This is a genomic window from Sphingomonas sp. AC435, from assembly GCF_979253005.1.
In genome coordinates, this window is record NZ_CEEDCJ010000096.1 from 1 (window position 1) to 240 (window position 240).

The 240-nt window shown below is 58.3% G+C and carries 1 protein-coding gene; it reads left to right on the plus strand.

From position 1 onward, the window contains the following. Nucleotides 1-240, plus strand: a 240-nt coding sequence (locus tag AC0CH8_RS19085; protein ID WP_465241227.1) for an AAA-type ATPase lid domain-containing protein, incomplete at both ends; no start/stop codon positions are given.

The following is a 240-nucleotide window of genomic DNA, read 5'->3' on the forward strand; positions in this document are numbered from 1 at the left end:
TGATGAACGAGCTCATCTCTCGGATGGAGCACGAGAAGCGTGGCTCCATTCGCTTCAACTCGGCTGCGATCATGTCGCTCTGCCGGCATGACTGGGCTGGTAACGTCCGTGAGTTGGCGAACCTGGTCGAACGCATGGCGATCATGCATCCCTATGGGGTGATCGGCGCGGGCGAACTGCCAAAGAAATTTCGTCATGTGGACGATGAGGACGAGCAATTGGCCGCTAGCTTGCGCGAGG